General features: G+C 68.9%; 19 protein-coding genes. 7 read left to right on the plus strand and 12 right to left on the minus strand.

Features of this window, described 5'->3' with window-relative positions; genetic code table 11:
• Positions 1–7: 7 nt before the first annotated feature.
• Positions 8–1,576 (minus strand): ABC transporter substrate-binding protein, encoded by a 1,569-nt coding sequence (locus GXN78_RS07185; RefSeq protein WP_106557900.1) that lies wholly within the window; start codon positions 1,574–1,576, stop codon positions 8–10.
• Between the two features lie 182 nt (positions 1,577–1,758).
• Here GXN78_RS07185 and GXN78_RS07190 point away from each other — a divergent pair, with 182 nt between their 5' ends.
• Positions 1,759–2,148: a RidA family protein gene (locus GXN78_RS07190; RefSeq protein ID WP_106557901.1), complete on the plus strand. Its 390-nt coding sequence runs from the start codon at positions 1,759–1,761 to the stop codon at positions 2,146–2,148.
• A gap of 5 nt (positions 2,149–2,153) precedes the next feature.
• A complete protein-coding gene (locus tag GXN78_RS07195; protein ID WP_106557902.1) occupies positions 2,154–2,999 on the plus strand; it encodes a peptidoglycan DD-metalloendopeptidase family protein in 846 nt (281 codons plus the stop codon).
• A gap of 11 nt (positions 3,000–3,010) precedes the next feature.
• On the opposite strand, the gene GXN78_RS07200 is transcribed toward GXN78_RS07195, so the two are convergent.
• The 10 genes from GXN78_RS07200 to GXN78_RS07245 form a co-directional block, all read right to left on the minus strand.
• Complete coding sequence (locus tag GXN78_RS07200) at positions 3,011–4,348, minus strand: type II toxin-antitoxin system HipA family toxin (protein ID WP_106557903.1); 1,338 nt, start codon at positions 4,346–4,348, stop codon at positions 3,011–3,013.
• Between the two features lie 3 nt (positions 4,349–4,351).
• Positions 4,352–4,594 carry a helix-turn-helix domain-containing protein gene (locus GXN78_RS07205; RefSeq protein ID WP_106557904.1) on the minus strand — a complete coding sequence of 81 codons (243 nt, stop codon included), beginning with the start codon at positions 4,592–4,594 and terminating at the stop codon, positions 4,352–4,354.
• Positions 4,595–4,805: 211 nt separating this feature from the next.
• Complete coding sequence (gene lolD / locus GXN78_RS07210; RefSeq protein ID WP_106557905.1) at positions 4,806–5,567, minus strand: lipoprotein-releasing ABC transporter ATP-binding protein LolD; 762 nt, start codon at positions 5,565–5,567, stop codon at positions 4,806–4,808.
• Positions 5,560–6,816, minus strand: a complete 1,257-nt coding sequence (locus tag GXN78_RS07215) for a lipoprotein-releasing ABC transporter permease subunit (RefSeq protein ID WP_106557906.1) — start codon at positions 6,814–6,816, stop codon at positions 5,560–5,562. The genes lolD and GXN78_RS07215 overlap by 8 nt, the downstream gene beginning before the upstream one ends.
• Before the next feature lie 74 nt (positions 6,817–6,890).
• Positions 6,891–10,628 carry a PilC/PilY family type IV pilus protein gene (locus GXN78_RS07220; protein WP_106557907.1) on the minus strand — a complete coding sequence of 1,246 codons (3,738 nt, stop codon included), beginning with the start codon at positions 10,626–10,628 and terminating at the stop codon, positions 6,891–6,893.
• A 5-nt stretch (positions 10,629–10,633) separates the two neighbouring features.
• Positions 10,634–11,230 carry a hypothetical protein gene (locus GXN78_RS07225; protein WP_146163081.1) on the minus strand — a complete coding sequence of 199 codons (597 nt, stop codon included), beginning with the start codon at positions 11,228–11,230 and terminating at the stop codon, positions 10,634–10,636.
• The gene (locus GXN78_RS07230) at positions 11,227–12,378 is read right to left on the minus strand and encodes a PilW family protein (protein WP_106557909.1); all 1,152 of its coding nucleotides are present in this window, start codon (positions 12,376–12,378) and stop codon (positions 11,227–11,229) included. The genes GXN78_RS07225 and GXN78_RS07230 overlap by 4 nt, the downstream gene beginning before the upstream one ends.
• Positions 12,375–12,791: a fimbrial assembly protein gene (locus tag GXN78_RS07235; RefSeq protein WP_106557910.1), complete on the minus strand. Its 417-nt coding sequence runs from the start codon at positions 12,789–12,791 to the stop codon at positions 12,375–12,377. The genes GXN78_RS07230 and GXN78_RS07235 overlap by 4 nt, the downstream gene beginning before the upstream one ends.
• A complete protein-coding gene (locus GXN78_RS07240) occupies positions 12,788–13,393 on the minus strand; it encodes a GspH/FimT family pseudopilin (RefSeq protein ID WP_106557911.1) in 606 nt (201 codons plus the stop codon). The genes GXN78_RS07235 and GXN78_RS07240 overlap by 4 nt, the downstream gene beginning before the upstream one ends.
• Entirely contained in the window at positions 13,387–13,902 is a 516-nt protein-coding gene (locus GXN78_RS07245) for a type IV pilin protein (protein ID WP_275407562.1), read from the minus strand. The genes GXN78_RS07240 and GXN78_RS07245 overlap by 7 nt, the downstream gene beginning before the upstream one ends.
• A 64-nt stretch (positions 13,903–13,966) precedes the next feature.
• On the opposite strand from GXN78_RS07245, the gene GXN78_RS07250 reads away from it, so the two are divergent.
• Together GXN78_RS07250 and recJ are read left to right on the plus strand one after the other, a co-directional pair.
• A complete protein-coding gene (locus GXN78_RS07250; protein ID WP_106557913.1) occupies positions 13,967–14,935 on the plus strand; it encodes a hypothetical protein in 969 nt (322 codons plus the stop codon).
• Complete coding sequence (recJ, locus tag GXN78_RS07255; RefSeq protein ID WP_106557914.1) at positions 14,935–16,737, plus strand: single-stranded-DNA-specific exonuclease RecJ; 1,803 nt, start codon at positions 14,935–14,937, stop codon at positions 16,735–16,737. The genes GXN78_RS07250 and recJ overlap by 1 nt, the downstream gene beginning before the upstream one ends.
• A gap of 19 nt (positions 16,738–16,756) precedes the next feature.
• On the opposite strand, the gene GXN78_RS07260 is transcribed toward recJ, so the two are convergent.
• Entirely contained in the window at positions 16,757–17,143 is a 387-nt protein-coding gene (locus tag GXN78_RS07260) for a hypothetical protein (protein ID WP_106557915.1), read from the minus strand.
• Positions 17,144–17,312: 169 nt separating this feature from the next.
• On the opposite strand from GXN78_RS07260, the gene GXN78_RS07265 reads away from it, so the two are divergent.
• The 3 genes from GXN78_RS07265 (at position 17,313) to GXN78_RS07275 (ending at position 18,516) form a co-directional block, all read left to right on the plus strand.
• Positions 17,313–17,609: a hypothetical protein gene (locus GXN78_RS07265; protein ID WP_106557916.1), complete on the plus strand. Its 297-nt coding sequence runs from the start codon at positions 17,313–17,315 to the stop codon at positions 17,607–17,609.
• A complete protein-coding gene (locus GXN78_RS07270; protein ID WP_106557917.1) occupies positions 17,600–18,163 on the plus strand; it encodes a tetratricopeptide repeat protein in 564 nt (187 codons plus the stop codon). The genes GXN78_RS07265 and GXN78_RS07270 overlap by 10 nt, the downstream gene beginning before the upstream one ends.
• Before the next feature lie 95 nt (positions 18,164–18,258).
• Entirely contained in the window at positions 18,259–18,516 is a 258-nt protein-coding gene (locus tag GXN78_RS07275) for a DUF4212 domain-containing protein (RefSeq protein WP_106557918.1), read from the plus strand.
• The last annotated feature ends 1 nt before the right edge of the window (position 18,517 follow it).

An 18,517-nucleotide genomic window follows, 5' to 3' on the forward strand; every position in this document is an offset into this window, starting at 1 on the left:
CGCGGGCTTACTTGATCCGGGTGTTCCAGAAGAAGGGCCAGGTCATCGGCTGGTAGTTGTCCAGCGCCGGGCTCTTCGCCGACAGGCCGTTGAACTTGCCGACGTTGACGTAAGGCACCTCGTCATAGACCACCTGCTGCACCTTGCCCCAGAGCGCGCCGCGCTTGTTGGGGTCGGCCTCCACGTTGAGGGCGCTGAGCGCGGCCTTCTTGGCCGGCGAATCCCACCAGCCCGGCGCGCCATCGCCCAACTGCGGCGGCGAGAGCATGGGCTCGGGGAACTGGCCCGAGTGGGTGACGTAGACGTCCCACAGCTTCGGGTCGTTGCGCCGCTGCACCAGCGTGGCCCAGTCGACCACGTTGAGGTCGACCTTGAAGCCGGCGCGCTTGAGCTGCTCGGCCATCAGCAGCGCCATGTTGTAGTGGAAGTCGTACTGGCGGCTGGTCAGCACCCGGATCGGGTCGCCCTTGTAGCCGGCCTTGGCCGCGGCCTCCTTGGCCTTGGGGGCGTTGCGCTGGTTGTAGAGCTCGGTGCCGCCGGTCGCGTAGAAGGGCGAGCCCTTGGGGAAGTGATTGCCCTCGGCGACGAAGAAGCGCGTGTCGCCGAAGCCGGCCGCCAGCATCTCGCCCTCGCCGAGCGCCACCTGCACCGCCTGGCGCACCGGCTGGCTGGCCATCACGCCTTCCTTGGTGTTGAACACCAGGTAGGGAAAGCCGAAGGCCGGCGTCATGATCGGCAGCGTCTTGCCCGCGGCCTTCTCCAGCCGCGGCAGCGCTTCGGTGGGCAGCAGGTCGGCGAAGTCGTACTGGCCGGCAAGCGCACCCTCGACCCGGGTGTTGGCATTGGGCACCGGCACGAAGCGCAGCTCCTCGATGGCCGCCTCGCGCTTGCCGCCGTAGCCGTTGGGGGCTTCCTTGCGCGCACTGTACTTGTCGAACTTGGTCAGCAGCACGTACTGGTCGGGCCGGCGCTCCTTGAACTTGTAGGGACCGGTGCCGACGAAGTCCTTCAGCGGCTGCGCGATCGAGTCCTTGGCCATGATCGCGGCCATGCCGCTGGGCAACGCGAACTGGGCCAGCAGCGGCGCATAGGGCTGCTTGAGCACCACCTCGACGGCCAGCGGCCCCTTCGCCTTCAGGCTTTCGATCTCCTTGGCCACGGCCTTGCCGCGCGGCGACTGGTCCATCCAGCGCTGCAGGCTGGCGACCACATCGTCCGCGTTCAGCTCGCGGCCGTTGTGCAGCATCACGCCCTTGCGGATCGCGATGGCGTAGGTCTTGCCGTCGGCCGAGATTTTCGGCATGCCCTCCGCCAGCATCGGCACCACGTTCCACTTGGCGTCGAAGGTGTAGAGCGGCTCGTACACATGCTGCATGATGGTGCCGACCAGGTCCGCGGTGGAGGCCATCGGGTCCAGCGTCTGGGGCTCGGCCACCATCGCCAGCGTCGCGAAGTTGCGCGCGCCCTGGGCCTGCGCCGGCATCGCGGCCAGGCCGGCGAACGCCAGCAAACACGCGCCGAGCAGGCTGCGCTTCGAGAATGCGGGCTGGCCGCTTCGGCGTCCGGGGGTCTGCATGTAGAACTCCTTCGTGGGGCTGTGAAATGAAAAAAACTTTCTCTTCGGGCCGGACTTTGAAGCAACAAGCAGGCCAAGACATGGGTGTAAACCCTGTGTTTCTGGATTTTTACTGAAATAGAATTTCAAATGCGTCGGTCCTGCCGACCTTCATCCCCTCTCTTTGACCTCAGGAGCTCCCCATGCCGCTCGAATACCTCGGTGTCTCGCCCAACGCCTCGGACCGCCAGATCCGCCCCCTCTCCCCAGCCGTTCGCGCCGGCGATTTCGTCTATGTCTCGGGCCAGGTGCCGGCAGATGCGAAGGGCGAGATCGTGGTCGGCGGCGTCGAGGCGCAGACGCGCCAGGTGATGGAGAACATCAAGTCGGCACTGGCGCTGGCCGGCGCCACGCTGGAGGACGTGTGCAAGTGCACCGTGTGGCTGCATGACGCGCGCGATTTCGGTGCCTTCAACCGGGTCTACATGGGCTACTTCAACGGCAACTTCCCGGCACGCTCGACCACCGAGGCGCGCTTGATGGTCGACGCCAAGGTCGAGATCGACGTGGTGGCCTACAAGCCCAAGGCCTGAACCCAATGCGCCAGGATCGCCGCGATGTCCTGCTGGGCGCACTCGGGCTGATGGCCCTGCCGGCCGCGCAGGCGACCCAGAGCCCGCAGTCGTGGCCACGCGCCTTGCAAGTCCCCGGCGGCATCGCCCGCCTCTCCCTGGGACCGGCCGCAAGGCGGCCGCAGGCGCGCACCGAAGAGGACGTGCCGCTGCTGGTGCTGGGCGATGCGATCGACTGGGGTGCGCTGGTGGGCATCCCGCTGTCCGCGGAGCCGGGCGAGGCCCGCATCCGGGTGCTGCGGGAGGACGGCGGCACGAGCGAACTGCCCTATGTCATCGCGCCCAAGCGCTACCGCGAGCAGCATCTCAAGGTGGCGCCGGGCCAGGTCGACCTGTCGGCCGAGGACCTGGCGCGCTACGAGCGCGAGCGCGCCCACCTGCAGACGGTGATGGCCACGTTCACAGAACCTCTGCCCCAGGGCGACCTGCGCATGCAGGTGCCGGTGCCGGGGCGGCGCTCGGGCTCCTTCGGCTTGCGGCGCGTGTTCAACGGCGAGAAGCGCAATCCGCACAGCGGCATGGACATCGCGGCGGCCACCGGCACGCCGGTGCGTGCACCGATGGCGGGCCGGGTGATCGACACCGGCGACTACTTCTTCAACGGCAACACCGTCTGGCTCGACCACGGCGGCGGGCTGCTCACGATGTACTGCCACCTGAGCGCCAGCGACGTGAAGCCGGGCGAGATGGTGAAGACCGGCGAGCGCTTCTGCGCGGTAGGTGCCACCGGGCGCGTGACCGGCCCGCACCTGCACTGGTCGGTGATGCTGAACCGCACCATGGTGGACCCGGCCCTGTTCCTCGAGGCCTGAGCCCTACTCCCCTATTCCCTGGGCATGGCCTCCAGTGCCTGCGCGGACGCGGCCAGCCCGCGCAGGATGGGCTGCGCCACCTTCGGCGGGAAGCCGGCAGGCAACTGCGCCTCCATGCGCGCAATGACCCCGGGCGTGCGCCCGAGCACGGAGGCCACGATGTCCTCCGCATCAGGCCCATAGCCGCACAGGCGCGCCGTGGCATTGAAGTGGCGCCGCTGGATGGTCGATCGCCGGTAGTGCCTGTTCTTCCCCATCACAGCCATCGCCAGCTTGGCGTCATGTCGCGAGAACTGGTTGGGGCCGGCGCCCTCCACCGGCCAGATGGACATGACGTCATAGAGCGGCGCGAGCCTGAAGCGCCCCTCCGGCAGCAGATGGATGCTGAAGTTCTTGGCGTGGCCATCCGGTGCGGCGAGCATCCAGAAGATCAGCTGCGAGGCGAGCAGGGTCCGCAGGTCTTCGCGCGCGTTGACCGACTGCCGCAGGATCCTGGCCAGGTCCAGCACGCCCGGGCCGCCGTCCGCCTCGTACTTCAGGTGCGAAGGCACGCCCAGCGCCTGGCAGAAGTCTTCCTGCGGCAAGCGCATCAGCCACCGTCCCGACGAATGGAGCTGCCGGTCGAAGCGCTCGACGGCCAGCACCTTCTGCGTGCCGAAGCTGAGGATGGCGCAGCGGGGCACCGCGAGGCCGTAGGCCTGGAGGATGTTCAGGCAGAGCCATTCGTTCTCCACCGAGGTGCTGAAGTCCGCCTGCCGATGCCCCACGAGCCCCAGCGGCAGCTTCAGGATATGCGTCGTCGGCGTCGCGCCGTGCGGCCGCATCCACTGCTGGTCGTGCCACAGGAGCGCGGTCTTTTCCTGCGCGCCGGCCAGCGAGATGCGCAACGCGTCCGCCTCCTCGAGCAAGCCGCCGAGGCGGCCCGGGGTCACGGTCTGGAGGAGCAGGGCCTCGACGTCGTCGACCGACATCGGCGTGCCGGAGATCTGCCCGAGGTCCGCGGGCGCCTCGTCGTCGGCGAGCAGCTGGATGGCGCCGATGCAATCGCGTCCCACGGCCCGCAGCAGTTCGAACGCGTCCGTGGAGGCCGTCCCGAAACGCGTGGCGAGCCGCTCGCGGATGGCGCGGCTGTCAGGCAGCAGGTTGTCGAAATAGCTGTTGACGACGGCGCCCTTGAGCCCGCCCGACGCCAGCGGAAGCGACAAGGACAGCGGGCGCCCGGCCGGCGAAGCCATCCATGCGGGGTCGTAGACGAGCTCGGGCTCGCCGCGCGCGGGGATCCGCCAGGCCCCGACACGCTCGCCGTTGGCCCAGATGGACAGGGCCTGCGAATGGGATCTACGGCCCATGCCTCACCATTCCTGCACTGGAGGCGCGCCCGACTTCGACTGGACCATGAGCTCGATGCCGAGCAGGCCGAAGAGCGTGAGCAACTGGTCGAGGCTCACCGATTCCGGATGGAGCTCCATGTGCGAGATGCGGCTTTGGCTGATGCCCATGCGCCTGGCCAACTCGGTTTGCGACAAGCCTGCGGCCCGGCGACCGGATTTGAGGAGCGGGCCGAGCTGGGAGGGTGTGGAGAGGACCTGGCGCATGGCTTTTGCCTATGGGACGGATAACTCGCATCTTACTCATAGGACGGGTAATTGAGAAATACCGGTTTAATTGGTAAATGTGATTTACCTGCCGTATGGGTAATGCCAAACGCGCTGAATCGCTGACCGGCATGACTCCTGACTCCCTCTCCCTCTGGGAGAGGGCGGGACTGAGGGCACCGGGCCTCCGAAGCCCCGGCTTGTGCACGCCTCAGTGCCCGTTGTCCAGCCGCCCTGCCGCCAGCCGCAGCACGCGGTCGCAGCGCTTGGCCAGCCCTTCATCGTGCGTGACCACCACGAAGGCGGTGCGGCGCTCGTGCGCCAGCTTCAGCATCAGCGCGAACACGCCGTCGGCGGTGTTGCGGTCGAGGTTGCCGGTGGGCTCGTCGGCCAGCACGCAGTCGGGCTGCGTCACCAGCGCGCGCGCGATCGCCACGCGCTGGCGCTCGCCGCCGGACAGCTCGGCCGGGCGGTGATGCACCCGCTCGGCCAGCCCCACGGCGGCCAGCATCGCGGCGGCGGCCTCGGCGGCCTGCTGCGGCGGCGTGCGGCGGATCTTCAGCGGCATCGCCACGTTGTCGAGGGCGCTGAACTCGGGCAGCAGATGGTGGAACTGGTAGACAAAGCCCAGGTGCGCGTTGCGCAGCCGGCCCTGCTCGGCCGCATCGACATGCGCGATGTTCTTGCCGTGCAGCTCCACGCTGCCGGCGGTGGGCGCATCGAGCCCGCCCATCAGGTGCAGCAGCGTGCTCTTGCCCGAGCCCGAGGCGCCGACGATGGCCAGCGTCTCGCCGGCGCGCACGTCGAGGTCGACGCCGTGCAGCACCGTGAGGTCGATACGACCCTCGTGGAAGCGCTTGGTCAGGCCTCTCACCTGCAAGACAGCGCGATCGCCAGGCTGCCCCAAGCCGATGGCCGCCCCCTCGGAGGGCAGCGAGGACACGCCAGTGCCGAGCGTGGGGGCCTTATTCATAGCGCAGCGCCTCCGCCGGGTTCACGCGGCTCGCGCGCCAACTCGGGTACAGCGTGGCCACGAAGGACAGCGCCAGCGAAATCAGCGCGATCGGCAGGATGTCGCCTTGCTGCGGATCGCTGGGCATCCTGCTGATCAGGTAGATGTCCTGCGGCAGGAAGCGCGCGTTGAACAGCCGCTCCAGCGCCGGCACGATCACGTCGATGTTGTAGGCGATGCCCAGGCCCAGCAGCAGCCCGGCCAGCGTGCCGATCACGCCCACCATCGCGCCCTGCACCACGAAGATGCTCATGATGCTCTTGGGGCTCGAGCCCAGGGTGCGCAGGATCGCGATGTCGGCGCGCTTGTCGGTCACCGTCATCACCAGCGTCGAGACCAGGTTGAAGGCCGCGACCGCGACGATCAGCGTGAGGATGATGAACATCATGCGTTTCTCGACCTGCACGGCCGCGAACCAGGTCTTGTTCTGGCGCGTCCAGTCGCGGATCAGGAACTCTCCTGGCAGCGTGACGGCCAGTTCCTCGGCCACCTCGCGCGCCCGATGCAGGTCCTTGAGCTTCAGGCGCAGGCCGCTGGGCCCTTCGAGCCGGAACACGCGCGCCGCGTCCTGCTCGTGGATCATCGCCAGCGCCGAGTCGTACTCGTAGTGGCCGGAGTCGAAGGTGCCGACCACCGTGAACTGCTTCAGCCGCGGCACCACGCCGGCCGGCGTGACCTGCCCGCCCGGCGCGATCAGCGTGACCTGGTCGCCCACCTGCACGAAGAGCGAGCGCGCCAGCTCGACGCCCAGCACGATGCCGAACTCGCCCGGCACCAGCTTCGCCAGCGCGCCCTTCTGCGCGGTGGTGGAAATGTCGGTCACCTGCGGCTCCAGCGAGGGCTCGATGCCGCGCACCAGCGCGCCCTTCATGTCCTCGCCGCGCGCGATCAGCGCCTGCGCGGCGATGAAGGGCGCCACGCCGACCACGTTGGGGTTCTTGCGCGCCGCCGCGGCAATGGCGTCGATGTCGGCCAGCGCCTGGCCGTCGCGCGAGAAGATCTCGATGTGCGAGATCACGCCGAGCATGCGGTCGGTCACCTCTTTCTGGAAGCCGTTCATCACCGAAAGCACGATGATCAGCGCCGCCACGCCCAGCGCGATGCCGAACATGGAGACCCCGGAGATGAAGGAGATGAAGCCGTTGCGCCGCGTCGCCCGTCCGGCGCGGGTGTAGCGCCAGCCGAGCTGCAGTTCGTAGGGGAGTCGCATAGGGGAGGATTGTGGCATCCGCACAGCAACACCCTCGGGAATGGCCACCTTTTCCAGGGGTTGCCATCCGCGCTTCAATCGACCGTCGGCACCTCCCGCCAATGCAGCAGCCGCAGCGAGATGCTGCTCGTCAGGTCGGCATCGATCTTCTTGATCTCACCCCCCGTGTTGCCCGCCACCAGCCGCACCGTGCCGTCCACGCTGACGAAGCGCAGATCGGTGATGGCGCTCGAGGAGCTGACGTAGCCGGTGGTGTTGTCGGTCAGCACCGACTTGCCGGTCGCGTAGTTCAACGCATAGATCCGGCTCTGGCCCGAAGGGCTGCAGGCGTCGCCCGTGGTCAGCAGGCTGGTGAAGGCCACCACGCCGTTGTAGGCGACCGGGCTGGCCACCACCCGCCAGCCCACGCCGGAGCTTGTGCCCAGGTCGATGTACCAGCCCTTGGCGCTGCTGGTCAGGCTGATGCCCGCCGTCACGTCGCTCACGCCGAGGAGATCCGCGCGCGTGATGCCGGCGCTGGAACCGAAGGCGCTCGCGGTGCCGTCGAGGATGGCGTAGAAGGACTGCAGCGCCGAGGAGCTGACGTCGGTCGAATCCAGCAGCTTGCCGGTGCCGAACATCACGAAGCGCTTGCGTGTGGTCGGGTGGATCTCGACCAGCGGCGCGGTGGTGACGGGCTGCGCGTTGCCGGAGGCATCGGTCAGCGTCGCGAGCAGCGTGGGCGCCGGGTAGGCGGCGGTGCTGCCCTTGGTCGCCGTCACGTCGAAGCGCCAGAGCTGGCCGTTCAGGTCGGCGACGTAGATCGCATCGGCGGTGTTGTCGGTGAAGTCCTGCACATAGGCGGAGGCCTGCGCGAGGCCGCTGGAGGCGCTGCCGGTGCGCACCTTCTCGAGCAGCGCGCCGGTCTTCGGATGCACGAAGTACAGGTAGCCGTAGCCGTCGCTGTTGTTGTAGCCCGAGCTCAAGACGACCACCCAGCCGTACTTGCGGGTCTTGACCACGATCGGTGCACCGTAGCCATAGCCCATGGTGCTGTCGCTGAACTCCCACATCACCTTGCCGGCCACGATTGCCTCGCTGCTCATCCCGGCCGGGTCGGTGACGTCGATGGCGTAGAAGCTCTTGCCGCCCTTGCCGAGTCCGCCGACCAGCAGGGTGTGCCAGTCCGAGGTGCTGCTGCTGGTCGTGGCGAAGGACCCGCCCGCGTTGTTGAAGTCGAGGTCGAAGGCCAGCGGCGTCGCGTCCACGTAGTAGCGGTGCGCGTAGCTCGGGTTGCCGAGCTGGGCCAGCCCGTCGACCTGGGGCGTGCCGTTGGGCCCCTGGAACAAGGCGCTGGGCACGTAGGCGAACTGCTCGGTGCCGGCCGTGGTGCCGGTGAGCGCGCCGTTGAAGGCGTGGAGCATGCCGTCGTTGGCGCCTGCGTAGACCATGGTGGGGCGGGAAGCCCAGGTGGTCTTGAAGGCGGCGTAACCCGGGTTGTTGGTGTCCGAATAACTCATCGCCGGCACCGCCACGGGCGTGAGCTTCGCATCGACGATGTCGCCCAGGAGCAGCGTGCGGCTGCGCAGCGCCTTGGTGCTGCCGCTGGTGGTCGAGGTCGATTCGTGGGTGCGATCGCCGCGCAGGTAGTTGAGGTAGTCGGTGCTGGTGTTGCTGCTGGCGTAGGAAGGTGTGAGCGCCGCGAGCTGCGTCGTTCCGATGCTGCCTGCGCGGAAGGCGACGCCGGTGCTGCCGTTCCACGTCGCGATGCGGCGCGCTGTGTTCCAGCCCGTTCCGGCCAGCTGGGTCTCGAGCGTGCTGCTGCTCACCCAGGCGGTCGTCGCGCTCGGCGTGCCGTCGGAGGCGAAGCTGAGCGTGCTCGCAGTGATCAGCCCGGTCCAGCCGCTGGAGTCGTACTGCGAGGCATACGAGCCGCTGCCGGAGGCCGACACCTCGGCGCTCGACAGCGAGAAGGAGGTGGTGAAGGCCTTGATGGCATTCGCGATGCTGGTGAACGCCGTCTTCAGGCCGCTCACTATCGTCGATGCGTTGCCGGCCAGGAAGTAGTTGTCCGGCCGCTGTCGGGTGGTGCCGTTCATGCTGATGGTCTCGCCCGAGGCGTTCCACCAGCTGTCGGTCAGCGCGGTCGTGGTGTTGCTCGGGTCGTAGCTCGAGGGCACGCTGAAGCCGCCGTACTTGGCGGCCAGCCAGTAGGGGTTGCGGTCCTCGGCCCGCTGGTACTCCATGACGTCCATCCAGTAGGTGGAGAGGGTCTGGGTGCCGGTGAGGTCGGAGCGGATGTCGTTGACGTGCGTGCCGTAGGCCAGGCCCGCGATGTAGTAGGTCGAGCTCGTGCCGCCGACGCCCCACCACGGCGTCTGCGTCAGGCCTTCGAGCGCCTGCAGGTTCCTGGTCCAGGTCTCGGCCTGGTTCAGCGCATCGGAGGAAACCGCCGAGGGCTTGGCTCGCCCGCCGGTGGCTGTTGCGCCACCCACGTTGTAGTCGTAGTGCGTGTGGTTGTCGCCGATGCCCAGCACGAAGTTCTTCTGGCAGGAATAGGTGATCGGGTCGGTCCAGCTGGTCAGGGCGGGGAAGCCGTCGAGCTTGGTGGCGCGGTCCGAGACGCCGCTCGCGACGGCGTTGGTCCACTCGGCCACGTTGCCCAGGTTCTCGAAGTAGCGCACGACCGCGTAGTAGAGCTCGCTGACGTTGTCGTACGTCATGTAGGTCTTGGCGGTCTGCCCGAACTGGTTGAGGTAGTTCATCACCCCGCTGTTGCTCACGCCGCTGGCGGTGGCGGAGGTGCTGTCGGGGTTGCTCTTCATGATGCCGGTGCTGGAGTCCCACTCGGCGCGCGTGTTGGTGACGACCGTGCTGGACAGCGGCGTCGGATAGGTCGGCCCGATGAAGCCCATGGGCGCGCGCATCACCCCGCCCTGCTGGGTGGTGCCCAGCGCATTGAGGTAGGAGAAGGTGCTGTAGCGGATCTTGTTGGCGTACTGCTGCAGCAGGCCTTCGGGCTTGTAGTTGCTTCCGTAGAGCACGCAGTTCGATTCGACGCCGCCGGCCGCGCTCGACGCATCGCAGACCTTGACGCGGATGTAGACGCGATAAGCGGTGCTGGCCGAGACGGAAGAGACCGACGTCAGGTCGCTCGGCGTGCCGGAGGTGTTGCTGTAGGCGGTGCCGGTGCAGGAGAACACCATCGTGTTGCCGCGCGACCAGACGCTGGAGTTGAAGGTGCTCCAGCTGCTGAAGGGCGTGACGTACGGCACCAGCGACGCGGGCAGCTTGTGCCCCGTGGCCTGCGCCGTGCCCCGCAGGGGAAAGTTCGAGATGCTCCCCTGGCTCGAGGCCCAGGCCTTCTCGAGGATGGTCTCGGTGATGGTGTCGACGCTGCGGTAGCCGCCGCTGAGCGCCCACCGGAAGGGGTCGATGGTCTGCATCGCCGCCCAGTTCATGAAGTTGCCGCTCCACTTGCCGGAACACCGGTGCAGGCTGGTGCCGGTCGCGAGGCCGGCGGGCTGGAAGTAGCTGCTGGCCGGCGTGGTCGCGTTGTACGAGTAGGTGTAGCACTTCAACGGATCGAAGTAGCCGAGATAGGTCGAGGCGTCCGCGTAATCGTTCAGGTTGGCGACGCTGATGGCGGTCGGGTATTCCACGGACAGGGCCAGGGCTAGGTTGCCCGGCACATCGGCGGTGGCGAACACCGGCTGGTCCGCCAGCGAGACGGCGAGCGCGGCCGGGGACCACAAGGCAAGCAGCCCTGCGAGGCAGCACGCGGCCGGCAGCCGGCACGCGTTCTGGAAAGCCTGGAGGAAGCGTGTCGTCATGCCGGTCAGTCCTGCTTGGTGAAGGAGGTCTGCAGGAACACCTGCGTGTCGCGCGGCCCGCTGACGCGGATGCTCAGCCGGTAGACCGTGGCGGTGGGTGCCTTGAGGGGCGCGGTGGCGCCGGCCGTGCCGCCGGTCGGCGCCGAGGTCGACTGGACACAGCCGCTGCTGACGGCGGTGCCGCTCGAGGTGCACAGGCGATCGATGAGGTAGCGGATCTTCACGTCCGAGGTGGCGCCGCTCAGGTCGTTGGCGCTCTGGGCGACCGCGGCGAAGGCGTCGTCGTCGAGCAGCGCCGTCGGCACCCCCTGGGCATTGGTGGCGAGCGTGCTCGCCTTGTAGTTGGCGGCGGGCAGGTCGGCCGTGGTGGCGCTGGCGAGGGCGCCGCCGGTCCTGAACTTGGCCAGCACCGTGTCGATGGCCTGTTCGCCCTGGTTCACCAGGTCGCGCCTGAAGGCCAGGTTGCCGGCGGCGAACTGCGAGGCATTCATCGAGCGGATCACGGCCACGCTGCCGATCATCAGGATCACAAGCACGATCAGGCAGAAGAACAGCACGATGCCGCGCTCGCGCACGGCCCGTCTTCGCAGGGAGGAGTTCATGAGGCGGGCAGCAGCAGGGTGTTGCGCAGCGGGATGGTGCTTTCCACCGTCCGATAGCGATGGTGGCGGTCCTCCTCGCCGAGCGTGACCGTCTGCGCGAGCGTGGTGCCCGCGGCATTGCTGAGGTCGGCGAAGAGGGTCAGCGTGGCCGCCGTGACCTGCGCCTTCTCGTAGGTGGGATCGCGCAGCACCAGGGCCACGCGAACGGCCACCACCTGGCGCAGCGTGGCCGGCGTGGTCATCAGGGTCGCGATGTCGTAGCCGGTCGCGCCCGGGTCGGCCCAGGCATCTGCGATGCCGTCCATGTTGGTGTCCAGGCCGTAGAGCGCATGGAGCGCGACCACGCCGTCCGCCAGGGCCTGCGACACGGCCGAACTGTCCTGGAGCAGGTCGTAGCCGTAGAGCGTGCGGTTGTCCCCGACGCCCAGCAGCTGCAGGCGCACGTTGCTGTTGTCGACATGGCCCAGCGGCGTGACGTAGGTCGAGGTGCTGGCCGCCAACGTGGCCAGGGAGGTGTCGGTGCCCGAGGCGGTGTAGTAGGTGCCGCCCAGAGTCAGGATCTTGGCGGTGGTGCTCGCGACCTGCTCGACCAGGCAATCGGTCGTGCCGCTCTGGCTAACCAGCAGCAGGTCGCCCGCGGCAAAGCCGACGGTGTTGTCCAGCGCCAGCGCGGTGGCGCTGCCGGCGTCGGTGACGGCACGCGGAACGCCGCCGGCCATGCCGTTGGCGCCCATCACGACCAGCACGTCCGAGCCGGCGTCGGACTGGTTCTTGGCGATGAGCAGCGGCGCCATGCGCAGGGTGGCAGTGGCGCCGGCGAGGAAGCTGTTCTTGAAGGGGGCCGGGAACGCGCTGCCACGCGGAAGCATGGCGGCGGCATTGAGCCTGCAGCCGAACACCCCCTTGTCCCAGGACTGCGTGAAGCCGGCGCCCGCGCTGCGCAGCGCCCGGTCGAGCATCGAGGCGGCGTAGGCGCCGGTCTGCTCCATGTCGTTGAATGAAGCGGTGCTTCGCCGGTGCGTGTCGCCGACGATCACCATGCTCGTGACCGCGAGCGTGACGACGAGCGCGATCACCATCGCCACCAGCAGCTCGATCAGCGACAGCCCGTGCTGCCGCGCGCAAGAAGCGTCCGGCGCCGGCGTCATGGCAGCGTCACCCGCGTGCTGAGCTGGCTGTCGCCCTCGGCGCTGGCGCGCGTGGGCGCGCGCCAGGTGATCTTGATGTCGGCGCTGTTGGTCGTGCCCGAGACGGCCGTGACCGTGCCGACGCCGCTGGGCAGGCCACCGCTCGCGGGATCGGCCACGCGGGCCTTCCACGCCGTGAGCGTGCCCGACGCCACGCTGACCGTGTTGCCCAGCCACATCGTGCTGGCGATCTCGTTGGCGAGCAGCGCGGCGCGGTTGCGGTCCGCCGCGTCGACGGAGATGCCGATCGCGCGCGCCTGCAGCCCGATCATCCCGAGCACGCCGAAGGAGAACACGAGGATGGCAATCAGCACCTCGAGCAGCGCGATGCCCGCTTCGCGCCGGCCGGCGCCGGGCCTTGCAACGGGGGTCATGACGGGCACCCGTCGGGGTTGGTACTCGACAGGGTCTTGGCCGGGTCGCACATGCGCACCTGGCCGCCCAGCGCCACCACCACGCGCAGGGGCCGGTCGGCGCCGCTCAGCGAGACGTAGTAGGTCTGCACCGCCGGCGTTCCGCTCGGCAGGCTGCAGTTGGCGCCGGTCACGCCGGTGCCGGTGTTGGCCGTCAGCCGGCCGACCGAGTTGAAGCACAGGGCCGCCGGGCCGCTGATCTGCACGTCGGTGCCCGCGCTGCTGAGCACGCCGGCCTCGACGAAGACCGCCGTCTCGCCCGCCAGCAGCGGCACGGCGTGGATCGCCCAGTTGCTGCCGTTGAGCACGGCCGTGAGGCTGGTCTGCGGCGCGCTGCTGTTGGTGAGCGAGAACACCGTTTGCCGGCTGCGCCGCATCGCCTCGGACTGCGCGAGGCGCAGTCCGTTCTGCAGGGCGTCGCTGACGGTGCGCACCCTGGCATTGCGGATCCAGACGCTCATCGAGGGGAAGGCCAGCGCCATGAGGACGCCCAGCAGGACGATGGTCACCATCAGCTCGATCAGGGTGAAGCCCGCGGCAGGCCGCGCCGGGCGCGTCAGCATGTCTGGCCCCGCTTGGCGATCCAGTCGTTGGCGCAGCTGTTCCAGCCCGACACGCCGCTCACGGTGGTCGCGCGGTTGTTCTGCTGGTCGATGGTGAAGGTGAAGCCGCTGGTGGCGCCGCTGCCGACGGCTTGCAGCGTGAAAGCGGTCGCGGTGGGCGTCGTCACGCACGACAGCTGGAAGGTGCCGGCCACGCGCTTGTCCGCGTCGACCAGGCAAGGGGAGGTGAAGCTGCCGGTGGTGTTGTAGGTCCGGTTGTCGAGGTAGAAGCGCTCCATGTTCGCGCGCATGGCGGACAGCGCGTGGGTCGCGTCGACCAGCTGGCCGCGCAGCACGTAGTCGCGGTAGGAGGGCAAGGCCACGGCGGCGAGGATGGCCACGATGGCCACGGTGATCATGACTTCGATGAGCGTGAAGCCGCGTTGGCGCCGGCGGGGTGCGGCGAGTCGTGAGGGGATCGACAGGTTCACGTTGGAAGTCCCGGCTGGAACGTTGCTCGGATCGGACAATTGGTATCTTGATGAAACATCTGGGAGAAGTCTCGTAGCCCGGGGCGCGCGGACAATACGCGCCATGCCTGCCGCCCCCGAGTCCCCCCATCTCCTGATCCCCTTTGCCGGCCGCGGCACGCCGGAATGCCGCAAGGCGCTGCACGAATTGCGTCTGCCGAAGCTCGAAGCACTGCTCTCCCGCCTGTCGCTCATGCATGAAGACCTGCAGGACGACAGCACCTTCTCCCCGCCGCACGAGCGCGCCCTGGCCGAGGCGCTCGGCATCGCGGCGCCCGACGGGCAGATTCCCTGGGCCGCGTTGGAAGCACGACGGGCCGGCCTCGACGGCGCCGCCGAGGAAGGCAGCTGGGGCATCGCCACCCTGTGCCACTGGCAGGTGGGCATCGACGACGTGGTGCTGGGCGACCCAGGCGCGATCCGCATCGACGCAGCCGAGTCCGAGGCCCTGCTGGCCATCGCCAGGCCTTATTTCGAGGAGGACGGCATCGCGCTGCACGCCTCGTCCACGCCGGGCCGCTGGCTGGCACGGGGGCGCATGTTCGACGGACTGGCCACCGCCTCGATCGACCGCGCGATCGGCCATCCCATCTCCCAATGGTCTCCGCTGACCGAGGGAGCCCGCCCCTTGCGCCGGCTGCAGAACGAGATGCAGATGCTGCTTTACACCGAACGCGTCAACGACGAGCGCATCGCGCGCGGCGTGCCGCCCATCAACTCCTTCTGGCTCAGCGGCACGGGGCAGTTGCCCTCCGATGCGGTGCCCACGGACGCAGGCCCGCGGGTGGCCGACAGCCTGCGCGAAGCCGCCATGCGCGACGACGGCGCGGCCTGGGCGCAGGCCTGGACCGCGCTCGACGAGGGGGGGGTCGCAGAACTGCTGGCCGCGTACAACGCCGGCGCCGAGGTGAGCCTCACGCTGTGCGGCGACCGGGCAGCGCGGCGATTCGGCGTGCAGCAGCGCGGCCTCGCGGGCTGGGCCCGCTCCCTGTTCCAGCGCGCGAGCGCCCCGGCCGTGCTGGAGGCACTGTGATGAAGATCGTCGCCCGCACCATTCCCCCGCGCAGCGCCTGGATGCTCGAGCAGGCCGGGGTGCATCCCCTGCTGGCCCGCCTCTATGCCGCACGCGGCGTGCAGACCCGGGAAGAGCTGGACGACGGCCTGGCCCGCCTGCTCGCGCCCGACGGCCTGCGCGGCGCACATGAGGCCGCGCTGCTGCTGGCCGATGCGATCCGCGACGACAAGCGCCTGTGCATCGTCGCCGACTACGACTGCGACGGCGCCACCGCCTGCGCCGTGGCCCTGCGCGGCCTGCGCCTGCTGGGCGCGAAGCATGTGAGCTACCTGGTGCCCGACCGCGTGGTCGACGGCTATGGCCTCACGCCGCCCATCGCCGAGCGCGTGGCCGCCACCGGCGCCGACGTGCTGATCACCGTGGACAACGGCATCGCCAGCGTCGAGGGCGTGGCCGCCGCCAAGGCGCGCGGCCTCGCGGTGCTGGTGACCGACCACCACCTGCCCGGCCCGGCGCTGCCCGCGGCCGACGTGCTGGTGAATCCCAACCAGCCCGATTGCGGCTTCGACAGCAAGAGCATCGCCGGCGTCGGCGTGATGTTCTATGTGCTGCTGGCGCTGCGCTCGGAGTTGCGGGCGCGCGGCGTGTTCGATCTACCGGCCGCCGCCGGGCCGCCCCAAGGCGGCCGAGCCTCCCCCTCGGGGGGTGGCGAAGCACACGAAGTGGCAAGCCGGGGGGTCGGCAGACCGCAGCCCAAGCTCGATGTGTTGCTGCCCCTGGTCGCCCTCGGCACCGTGGCCGACGTGGTGAAGCTCGACGCCAACAACCGCCGCCTGGTCGCGCAGGGCCTGCGCCGCATCCGCGCCGGCGTCATGCCGGCCGGCGTGGCCGCCCTCTTCAAGGCCGCGGGCCGCAACGCGGCAGCGGCCACCACCTTCGACTTCGGCTTCGCGCTGGGGCCGCGCATCAACGCCGCGGGGCGCCTGGCCGACATGACGCTGGGCATCGAATGCCTGACGACCGACGACAGCGCGCGCGCCGAGGAGCTGGCGCGGATGCTCGACGGCATCAACCGCGAACGGCGCGACATCGAGGGCGGCATGCGCGACCAGGCGCTGCTCCTGGCCGAGTCGCTGTTCGACGAGGACGGCAGCGAGACGCCGCGGGCCGCGATCAGCGTCTTCGATGCCGACTTCCACGAAGGCGTGGTCGGCATCGTGGCCTCGCGCATCAAGGACCGCTACCACCGGCCCACCTTCGTCTTCGCCGCCAGCGGCGCGCCGGGCAAGGAACACGAACTCAAGGGCTCGGGCCGCTCGATCCCCGGCTTCCACCTGCGCGACGCGCTGGACCTGGTGGCCAAGCGCCATCCCGGCGTGCTGCTGCGCTTCGGCGGCCATGCGATGGCGGCCGGCTGCACGGTGGCCGAGGAACACTTCGAGACCTTCGAGCGCGCACTCGCGCAGGTCGCGGCCGAGTGGCTGGATGCGGCGTCGCTGACGCGCCGCCTGGACACCGACGGCCCCTTGGCGCCCGAGTACCTGCGGGTCGACCTGGTCGACACCCTGCACCGCGAGGTCTGGGGCCAGGGCTTCGCGCCGCCCACCTTCAGCGAGGAGGTGGAAGTGATCTCGCAGCGGCTGGTGGGCGAGAAGCATCTCGCGCTCAAGCTGCGGCATAAGGGGCAGCCGGTGGACGGCATCTGGTTCGGCCACACCGAGCCGCTGCCGCCGCGCGTGGTCATCGCCTTCCGGCTCGACGCGGACGAATGGCAAGGGGTGCGGCGCGTGCGCTTCCTGGTGGAAGGCGCCGAGATCTGAGTCGCCGGCGCGGCGGCGTTCAGGGCTCGATCAGCCAGCGATGTCCGCAGCGCCGGCAGCGCACGCGCAGCCGCGCTCCGGCCGGGTCCTCCGCGCTTTCCTCGACCTCCCACTTCGCGTAGGTATCGCAGCCGCGGCACACGGCCTGGTCGGCCACGAATTCGGCATGGGCGAGCAGGTACAGGTAGCGCCGCAGCGCCCAGACGCCGATGACCGCGCTTGCCGCTGCACAGGCCAGCACGTCCAGTTGCGACCCCATCGACAAGTGCCGGCTGTAGGCTTCCGCACTGCCCAGCAGGCCGAGGGTGCTCAGCAGCAGCAGGACCAGATGCATATGGCTCTGGAGCAGCTCGCGCTCGTACCATTTGCGAAAGCCCAGGCGACGGATCGTCCGTGCGGCATTCATCGAGCTACCCCTTCGCTGAGGCCCTGTTGGGAACCATCTTCCCCTCGCGCTGCTGCGGCGCAACAGAGGGTAAGCACCGAGCAGGATGGTCGGCAATGATGTGAATTTGTAAGAAGTTAGTAAGCTGCCCTGCAAGAATCGAGGCATTGCGCCGAACCTTGGAGGTGACGTGCTGCTTCTCGCGACTTCCGTCAAGCTGATCACCGAGATCGCCCTGCTGGCGATGGTGGGCCAATGGCTGCTCGGGCTGCTGGCAGGAAGCAAGCGCGACGGCAATTTCTTGTATCGCCTCCTTCAGACCTTGACGAGCCCCGTCGTCAAGGCAGTGCGCATCATCACCCCCCGTTTCGTGCTCGACCGGCACATCCCGCTGGCCGCCTTCCTGGCGCTGCTGTCGGTGTGGCTGGTGGCCACCATCGCCAAGATCAACCTGTGTCTGCAACTTGGAGTGCAGGCATGCCGATGAGCTACTGGCGCTTCAAGCTGCGTGCGGTCGCCTTGCTGCTGCTGGGCCGATCCGCATCGGCCGAGGCGGTCTTCGATGCGATGCTGGCCCGCTGGCCCGATGATGCCTACGCGCTGTCGAGCCGCAGCTACCTGCGCGCGCAGCTCGGGCGGCGCGATGCGGCCATCGAGGACGCGCGGCACTTGGTGGAGGCGCATCCGGAACACGGCGCCGGCGCCTGGTTCAACCTGGCCTTCCTGCTCGCGGAGGCCGACCGGGTCCAGGAGGCGGAGACCGCCTTCCGCCAGGCCCTGGCGCTCGACGCCAAGCTCGACCGGGCCTGGTACGGCCTGGGCCTCGCGCTGATTCGCCAAGGCCGCCACGACGAGGCTGCCGAAGCGCTGCGCCGCAACACCGAACTGCAACCCATGAGCCCCTACGGCTGGTACCAGCTGGCCCGCGTGCACATGGACCGCCGCCAGCCCGAAGAGGCCCGCAAGATCATCCGCCATCTCCAGGGCTTCGAGCCCAGGATCGCCGCTCAACTGGAACGCGAGACCGGTCTCGCGTCGTGAATGTGGCGCCTGCCCATGAGGCAGCGCCGCTGGGACCGCCGGGTCGCATGGCCCGGCGGAGCGAACGAGAACGAGAGCCAACAAGGAGACATGCGATGCAACTGACGGAAACACAGCGCCACTATTGGCAGAAGAACCTCCGGATCACCGCCATCCTGCTGGGGGTCTGGTTCTTCGTGACCTTCGTGATCGGGTACTTCGCGCGCGACCTGAGCTTCACCTTCTTCGGCTGGCCGTTCAGCTTCTGGGTCGCGGCGCAGGGGGCGCTGATCGTCTACGTGCTGATCATCTGGTTCTACGCGCGATACATGAATCGCCTCGACCAGGAACACGGCGTTGCCGAGGAGATCTGAC

The organism is Variovorax sp. WS11, from assembly GCF_010499245.1.
In the GTDB taxonomy this organism is placed as follows: domain Bacteria; phylum Pseudomonadota; class Gammaproteobacteria; order Burkholderiales; family Burkholderiaceae_C; genus Variovorax.